Origin of the sequence: Coprococcus sp. AF21-14LB, assembly GCF_003458885.1 — a bacterium.
Lineage (GTDB): Bacteria > Bacillota > Clostridia > Lachnospirales > Lachnospiraceae > UBA9414.
Genome location: NZ_QRVX01000078.1, coordinates 1 through 7222 on the forward strand (window position 1 = coordinate 1; position 7222 = coordinate 7222).

The 7222-nt window shown below is 37.7% G+C and carries 8 protein-coding genes and 1 CRISPR repeat array; all 8 genes read right to left on the reverse strand.

All coding sequences use genetic code 11. From position 1 onward, the window contains the following. Window positions 1–7: 7 nt before the first annotated feature. Window positions 8–433: a CRISPR direct-repeat array (repeat unit 32 nt; unit sequence ATTTCAATCCACGTTCCCACGAAGGGAACGAC). A 177-nt stretch (window positions 434–610) separates the two neighbouring features. The 8 genes from cas2 to DWX73_RS12445 are packed head-to-tail and all read right to left on the reverse strand — an operon-like array spanning window position 611 to window position 6850. Beyond that, window positions 611–901 (reverse strand): CRISPR-associated endonuclease Cas2, encoded by a 291-nt coding sequence (cas2, locus tag DWX73_RS12410; RefSeq protein ID WP_116441471.1) that lies wholly within the window; start codon window positions 899–901, stop codon window positions 611–613. Window positions 902–914: 13 nt separating this feature from the next. After that, the gene (gene cas1c, locus DWX73_RS12415; protein WP_118349043.1) at window positions 915–1946 is read right to left on the reverse strand and encodes a type I-C CRISPR-associated endonuclease Cas1c; all 1032 of its coding nucleotides are present in this window, start codon (window positions 1944–1946) and stop codon (window positions 915–917) included. After that, entirely contained in the window at window positions 1943–2608 is a 666-nt protein-coding gene (cas4, locus tag DWX73_RS12420; RefSeq protein WP_118349044.1) for a CRISPR-associated protein Cas4, read from the reverse strand. The genes cas1c and cas4 overlap by 4 nt, the downstream gene beginning before the upstream one ends. Continuing rightward, window positions 2608–3519, reverse strand: coding sequence for a type I-C CRISPR-associated protein Cas7/Csd2 (cas7c, locus tag DWX73_RS12425; protein ID WP_101880309.1), 912 nt, complete (start codon window positions 3517–3519; stop codon window positions 2608–2610). The genes cas4 and cas7c overlap by 1 nt, the downstream gene beginning before the upstream one ends. Beyond that, complete coding sequence (cas8c, locus tag DWX73_RS12430; RefSeq protein WP_118349045.1) at window positions 3520–5274, reverse strand: type I-C CRISPR-associated protein Cas8c/Csd1; 1755 nt, start codon at window positions 5272–5274, stop codon at window positions 3520–3522. Further along, window positions 5271–5933 carry a type I-C CRISPR-associated protein Cas5c gene (cas5c, locus tag DWX73_RS12435; protein WP_118349046.1) on the reverse strand — a complete coding sequence of 221 codons (663 nt, stop codon included), beginning with the start codon at window positions 5931–5933 and terminating at the stop codon, window positions 5271–5273. The genes cas8c and cas5c overlap by 4 nt, the downstream gene beginning before the upstream one ends. Before the next feature lie 25 nt (window positions 5934–5958). Beyond that, entirely contained in the window at window positions 5959–6399 is a 441-nt protein-coding gene (locus DWX73_RS12440) for a hypothetical protein (protein WP_118349047.1), read from the reverse strand. Next, window positions 6383–6850: a DUF3990 domain-containing protein gene (locus DWX73_RS12445; protein WP_118349048.1), complete on the reverse strand. Its 468-nt coding sequence runs from the start codon at window positions 6848–6850 to the stop codon at window positions 6383–6385. Before DWX73_RS12445 ends, DWX73_RS12440 begins: the two co-directional genes overlap by 17 nt. Window positions 6851–7222 lie beyond the last annotated feature (372 nt).

Here is a 7222-nt window from a genome sequence, read left to right on the forward strand (position 1 = left end):
GTACCGAATTTCAATCCACGTTCCCACGAAGGGAACGACAGTGGGCAAGTAGCGATTACATAGATTGTTGCCAATTTCAATCCACGTTCCCACGAAGGGAACGACGATTCTATTTAACTAAATAGTAAGACCTCTAGTATTTCAATCCACGTTCCCACGAAGGGAACGACTATATCAAGCATAGCCATTACTGCTTTCTCATTATTTCAATCCACGTTCCCACGAAGGGAACGACATTGCACTGTTTATCAGTCAGACGTTTTACAAAATATTTCAATCCACGTTCCCACGAAGGGAACGACAGTTTTTGCATTATTAAAAAGATTTTGCATGATTATTTCAATCCACGTTCCCACGAAGGGAACGACTTTTTCTTTTGATGTCGACTTTTTCTCGGACAAATTTCAATCCACGTTCCCACGAAGGGAACGACAGCATTTTTCCACAATTTTTCCGAAAATTCTACTGTTAAATATAACCATTTTACATAGTTCTCTAGTTTTTTCTTATCGAAAAAACATAAAATTTATATTCTTTATTCATTTTTGTGCATTTTTTCTGGTGCGAATCTCTCTGGATTTTTATGTTCACTTACTACTCGCACATTCATTTATAGAATAAGTATTCCATCCGCTGCAATTCCTTTATCTACACCAATGTGTTCTACTTTTGTTTTATATTGATTTCCCAAATAGTAAAATCTCAAACTATCTACTTCTTCATCAATAATATCTGTTAACCTTGCCTTAAGCATCACACACTGTGCATTATCCAGAATACATTCAAAAACAGAATTTTGCACTCGCCGACCATAATTTACACATTGTTTTGCCACTTGGCGTAACCTTTTCTTTCCAGCTGCTGTTTCTGTATTTACATCATATGTAATCAGCACTAACATACCTATTTTCGCCTCATTTCCAAAGAAATACCGGATAACTGTCTAAGTCGCCTCTTAAATATCTCGCCAGTAACATTGCCTGCACATAAGGAACCATTCCCCACTCTATTTTTTCCTTGAGATATGGATGTGTCAATGTTTCTTTCTTTTTGTTCTGCCATTCTGCCAACAGCTTTTTTCTTAAATCATCAGTCATCAGTACGGCACCGTTTTCTTTTGTTACAAAATTTTTGCCAGTGACTACCTTTTTATTGATCAATGATAAAACAAATCTGTCCGCCAGTACCGCTCTTAACTCTTCAATTAAATCTAATGACAATGAAGCTCTTCCCGGACGTTCTGTATGAAGATATCCTACATAGGGATCCAAGCCAACACTTTCCAATGCCGAAGTAATCTGGTTTGTCAATAAGGTGTACACAAAAGACAATAATGCATTTACATTGTCCAGCGGTGGTCTTTTATTTCTCCCCTGAAATTTAAAGTCCTTTTTCTGCTGCAATATCAACTCGTCAAATACTCCAAAATAAATACTTGCCGCTTCTCCTTCATATCCTCTCAATTGTTCTTTTGACTGACTGTTCTGAATATAGTTTAAAGAATTTTTCAGATACCCCGATGCTTCCTTTACTCGTTCCACATTGATTTGCAAGCTATGATCTCGTGTTGCACGCTCCAGCACCCATCTAGCATTATGCACTTTCCCTAAAATACAATTTCTTGCAATCTCAAGGCTTTGTTCTTCATTTTTCGAGCTGGCATACTGCTGTTCTCTTAATATTACATTTCCTTTTACCTTCCCCGTTACCCTTGCCAGAAATTTTCCCTGAGGAGTCATGTAGCACAGAGAGATGTTTCTCTCTGCACATGCTCCCATTAAAGCCGGACTTGTCCCCTTATATCCAAAAGAAACAATTCCTTCTAAATTGTGCAAAGGCAGGCGGCCTATCTCTGTCATTTCTTCCAAAACGACAATATTTTCCCCATCCAATGCCAGATAACTATTCTCAGAGGTTACATATAATGTGTTCAATAACTTTTTCATTCCTCATCCTCCTTTAGCATCTGATGAATGTAAGCCTTTACTGAACCTGACTTTCCGAGTTTCGGCAGGCAAATATCCTTAAGCGAACATGCAGTACACGATTTACTATATTTTACTTTCGGAGTATATTTTCTTTCAAAATACTGATGCATTTCTTGAAACATATTCCTTACTTCCTGGCGCAAATCTTCCGTAATCTCCACAACTTCACGCCGCCGCGTTTCCCCGTAAAATAGTGCTCCTTCGGGAATATCTGTAGAAAACATTTCTTCCAGACACATCGCCTGAGCCGCCAGCTGCAGACAATCTTCCTTCGTAAGTTTAGGTTTCCCTTTTTTATATTCTACCGGATAAACTGAAAAATTTCCTCTATGCCCATGCAACTTTATTCCATCTTCACGTCTGTGAAATTCAACAACATCACATTCTCCGCTAATCCCCATTTTTCTTGAGACAATCGGAAGGGAACGGGCTCTAAGTAAGTCTTTCCTTTTTTCTACAAGATAAGGATCATGTGCTTTTTTGTGCATCAGTTCTCCAACAACTGTATGTACATTCTCATCCCACTGTTGTTCAATATGGATCAGTGCCCATTGTCTCCTGCAAAACTTGAAATGTTGAATACCTGACAGCATCAAATAATCATCTTCTGCATATTCCATCAAATCATCCTTTTCATTTCTACTGAATCTGGTATATTTTCCTCATGAACCTCAACAATATAATCTCTATAACTTCTAGGATATTCTACTTCCTCTTTTTTTCGCACCTCCACAGAATCAAATAATTTATAAGCCGGACAATCTCCCAATTCTTTGCTGTGTTTAAATACAATCAGTTCCCGAACTGCCATATTTCCTCTTGCGGCAGAATGATCATGTTCAAACATATTGATAATCGCTTCCCACAGCAGTTCAAGGTCTTCCTCTGAAAATCCTGTCACTTTCCGTGCCAGATTTGCAGATACATACCCTTCTACACGATACAGCCCATAAGGTACTACGCTCTTTCTTCCCATTTCCGTACTCTTGTTCGCAGCATCTTTTTCTGTAGTGATCGCTACTCTCGTGATTGTAACTTCCTGAGAAACAATTGGATCAATGCTCCTTGCAAATCCAAGCTGTACCGGTCCTCTTACCTGCCCACAATTTAAAGCTGCTTTTACGAAGGTTGTCATCACAGCACCAAATGTGCGGATGTCAAAAAAATTCTGGCACATATAATCTCGGATTTTGATATCAACATTCTCATCATTTTTCTTTAATTTTTTTAAAGATTCTGTTACCTTTTTCTCGTCTGTTTCCTCCACTCCAACACTTGCGCATGCCTCACGGTCGCTTCTGTTTAGAGGCACATCGTCTTTTATATAAATCTTATAGCCTTCTGCATCTTCTTTAACCGTCTCAATATAATTCCGGATTTTTCTTTTCAAACAGACATCTGTAACTAACCCCAGACCACTTTCCGGATCAATTCTCGGCATATTTCCCGCATCTGGATCCCCATTAGGATTTCCATTTTCCACATCAAATAAAACCACAAATTCATACCTGTTTTTAATCACTTCACTCATTTATTTTTCCTCCCTTTTTTCATATTTTTTCTGTTTCTGATGATAGTAACCGATTGCAAACATTCCCTGATCTTCCAACGACAATCGTTTTGGAAAGCCTTTCTGACAATCTATCTTCCACATAAGCTCAGCTAAAAGTTTTTCATAATATTTTTGAGCCCCGTCCTTTTCTCTTCCTATTTTCTTCAAATGACTATTTTTGAGCTTGATCAAAATAGGAAATACAGATGCTGGTGTTCCGCATGCTGAATTGTAATAACGGTCTCGAATTGTCGCCTGTATACCTGGATTTGCTTCCATCTGTATCGCTTCCAAAACAAAAAACAACCTTCCAAGTACATACGCAATATCATTGCTTTCTTCATTCAATCCCATATACTCCTCTCCTTTCTCCCAATTACGATTTCTCATTAAATATGCCTTTATAATAGCAATCCTTCTCCAATTAAGTTTTCCTTCATCCTGCTCCGCGCGGATACGAATCAATGTATCTGAATACAAACGTTCCGGATATCTGCTTCCTGATAAAATTGCCCGAAAAGTCATGGCAGCCATGTTTGGTACTGGTTTTTTATCGGTTGATTTTTTATTAACTGTTTCAAACAGCATTTCCCTCACACTCAGATATTCTTTCTGTTCCCATTTTGGTCTGATTAACTCCATCCTCTTATAGTGGGCAGAAATATTTTTTAAAATATTTCCAAATGAATTTTCATAGAAAAATCGCACGGATAATCTTGCCGCGTTTGGCGCTAATCCAAGAACATAAAATCTTTGCTCTGGATCCAATTCATTCCCCTGATATATGATAGGCTGTCCTAACTGTATCCGTTTAAAAAGACTCCTTAATTCCTCCTGATTATCTGTAGGTGGATCCATGCATCCCATAAATACAGCCTGGTAATCTGTTTCTGCACTTTCTGCCCAGAAAACAACCATCGTATCCCCGATCTGTAACGAATATGTTCTGTTCGACAACAAATAATTCAGTGCCGTTGTATAAGCAAACTCTCCATAAGTTCCTACCGGAGCATTATAGCTTTGCTCCTTTCCATATGACTCAAACGCAGGTGCATTAAAGGAAACCAGTGCTGCACCACTTGACTGTGCTCCCGGAACTCCTTTAATCCCCCTGTGGATTCTTGCTATTTCTGCCCTTTCTCCCGTTACAAGACAAATTCCCTGAACATCTTTACTCTCCCCGGAATTATGAATGTCCCAGGCTTCCTTGATGTCTATATCATCCTGAGCATAATCGCTGTTCATTCCAAAAATCAAATTGCTTCCATCTGTAATTTCTTCCCAGTTTTCTCTGATTTCCGGATGCTCTGTTGCTTCTTCCGGATTCCACTTTTCAAAAAATAGGCATACCGCCTTTGCCATAGCACTTTCTGCCTGAGGCAGTATAGAAAGATGCCTCTCCCTTGCAGCATCAAAGCACTCTTTTGCTCTCTTTTTGTTTTTTTCATCTGCTTCCTGGCTGATCCCAAGTAAATATTTCGCATTATCACACAAAAAATTAGCAGATACACCCGAAGATCTTGTAACCATCTCAGGTACTAAAAACGCTTGAGGAACCTGAACCGTTTTCTTTCCCCGCTCTTCCTCTGTCTTCAAATTGATGATTCCCTTTACATCTCCCTCTTCAGACAGATCAATCTGATAAGATACTTTTGCACTGCACCACCCCGACTTAGGTACCTTTTCCTCTTCTGCCAGATTTTCATAATATTTCACAAGCGCCTGCAAAATCATCGTATCACCTCGCAATTCTGCAAATCTATAACTCCACGCTTCATAACTGCCCGAAAAAACATTGGACTGATATTTTCTTTATCGCTATAATCCATATCAAACAACATCAATCCAAAATCTTTTTCAGGTACATCATCAAAAGCAGTCTTAATTTCCTCTTCCTCACATAGTGCAAAGTTTGCCGGAAACTCTCTGCAGCCAAAATAAGGCATATGATAACACTCTCCTCTCCTCAGACGTCTCATCATAATATCCTTAAATTTTCCCGGATTATCTGTTACATTTGCCTTTTCTGTCATCTCAAAATGCGCTTCGATTACATACTCCACATTTGTTAAAATCATAGACGCTCTCTGAACAATCTCTTCTTTACTGCTTATATAAAGAGGCTTCTTGCCCCCATTATATGTTGACAGTACATTGCTAGCTAAAATCTTACTTTTCACTTCATTCCTTCGCACACTTGTAAAATGAATCGGTTTTTTTACATATATCTTATCAATGATCCACCTCATCCCCGGGTGCCAGTAGATAGCTTCCAAAATTCCTCTCGCCGCTGAGGGTGTCATTACATCATAAGAATACCGTTCTACTTTTAATTCAGGACGTGAAAATAATGCATAATCTCCCCAGACTCTTACTTTTACTCCCATTCCCATATTCTCACCTCTTTTTTCAGTCTCATCATAAGATCACTCCTTCTTCATAGCACGCTGCAATATAGTCTCGCGGCTGATAATAAAAGTCTGTATTATAATCTGAAATATGCTCATCGATCCATGAATGATACACTTCCCAAATTCCCTTTATAATTTCCTCATCGCCATAGGAATCTTCGATCAGACGCTCATATACTTCTCCTATATTCCAGTAATCAGGAACTAAGTACTTACACTCCTGCTCATTGTCAAAATTTCCCGATGTTATCTTACTTTCCTCTATAAATTCATCCGCCACCTTCTCAATTGGCTCGCAGTGGAACACATCTGCATACTCATAAATTCTCTCAATCCGTTCTTCTCCAAGAAAATCTACTACTTGCTTTCGTGTTCTTTTCACTTTTCTTCCAATATATTCAATCAAACTACACGTGAAAAACAGGTGATTGTTATTTTTCCTTGCCATATGCCACCTCACATCCTACAAATTTCAGTGTATCCAAAGCAGAAATCGTATGAAAGCTAATCTGATGAGTAGGATACTTGAATTTTACCAATTCCCAAAATGCAGCTCTTGATATTTTCCCATCAATAAAATTCTGTATATAGTTATAAATCGTATCATCCGCCATCGGTCCCTCCACAATATCATATTTGTGAGATTTTCCCTGACGACATGCCACAATAAAATCTAACCATTCTTCTGTCATTTCTTCAAATAAAAGGTAATTCAATTTTTCATTTGGCTCATATTCGTATTGATTAACATACCCCTTTTTTCCATATCTCGTAGCCCATCGTTCTGCCTGTTCCTGATATCGTGTACAATAAAATCCAAAATAAAAATCCTTGTTATATTTTGCTTTCCGAATTTCAGGATATTCCACTATTTCATTGCTTCCATGATATAAAATCATTTACATACTCCTTTTATCCACTTTACTTCATTATTCTGACCATTTTAATTATTTTCTCATATTGTCAATATATCATATTTTTTCGCACTAATTAACCCCAAAATATATTTCGTTAAAATACTTTTAATAAAAAAAATTTTCTTTAAGTATTTTAACAATTTGTTGATCCTCAAATACTATACTTAGCCTGTCGAACTAAACTGTGTCTTAAAAATATTAATAGTAGTTTTAACTACTAACAAAAGAAGCAGTATTTATGATAGAACTCCTCAAGTTCTGCATATTCACTGCTCCGTTTTAACTACTAACAAAAGAAGCAGTATTTATGATAGAACTCCTCAAGTTCTGCATATTCACTGCTCCTTTCATTTT

What these genes read in the sequence shown, in the direction of transcription:
- cas2 (WP_116441471.1), bottom strand. Translation starts at nt 901, where the DNA reads ATGTTAGTGCTGATTACATATGATGTAAATACAGAAACAGCAGCTGGA.
- cas1c (WP_118349043.1), bottom strand. Translation starts at nt 1,946, where the DNA reads ATGAAAAAGTTATTGAACACATTATATGTAACCTCTGAGAATAGTTAT.
- cas4 (WP_118349044.1), bottom strand. Translation starts at nt 2,608, where the DNA reads ATGGAATATGCAGAAGATGATTATTTGATGCTGTCAGGTATTCAACAT.
- cas7c (WP_101880309.1), bottom strand. Translation starts at nt 3,519, where the DNA reads ATGAGTGAAGTGATTAAAAACAGGTATGAATTTGTGGTTTTATTTGAT.
- cas8c (WP_118349045.1), bottom strand. Translation starts at nt 5,274, where the DNA reads ATGATTTTGCAGGCGCTTGTGAAATATTATGAAAATCTGGCAGAAGAG.
- cas5c (WP_118349046.1), bottom strand. Translation starts at nt 5,933, where the DNA reads ATGGGAATGGGAGTAAAAGTAAGAGTCTGGGGAGATTATGCATTATTT.
- DWX73_RS12440 (WP_118349047.1), bottom strand. Translation starts at nt 6,399, where the DNA reads ATGGCAAGGAAAAATAACAATCACCTGTTTTTCACGTGTAGTTTGATT.
- DWX73_RS12445 (WP_118349048.1), bottom strand. Translation starts at nt 6,850, where the DNA reads ATGATTTTATATCATGGAAGCAATGAAATAGTGGAATATCCTGAAATT.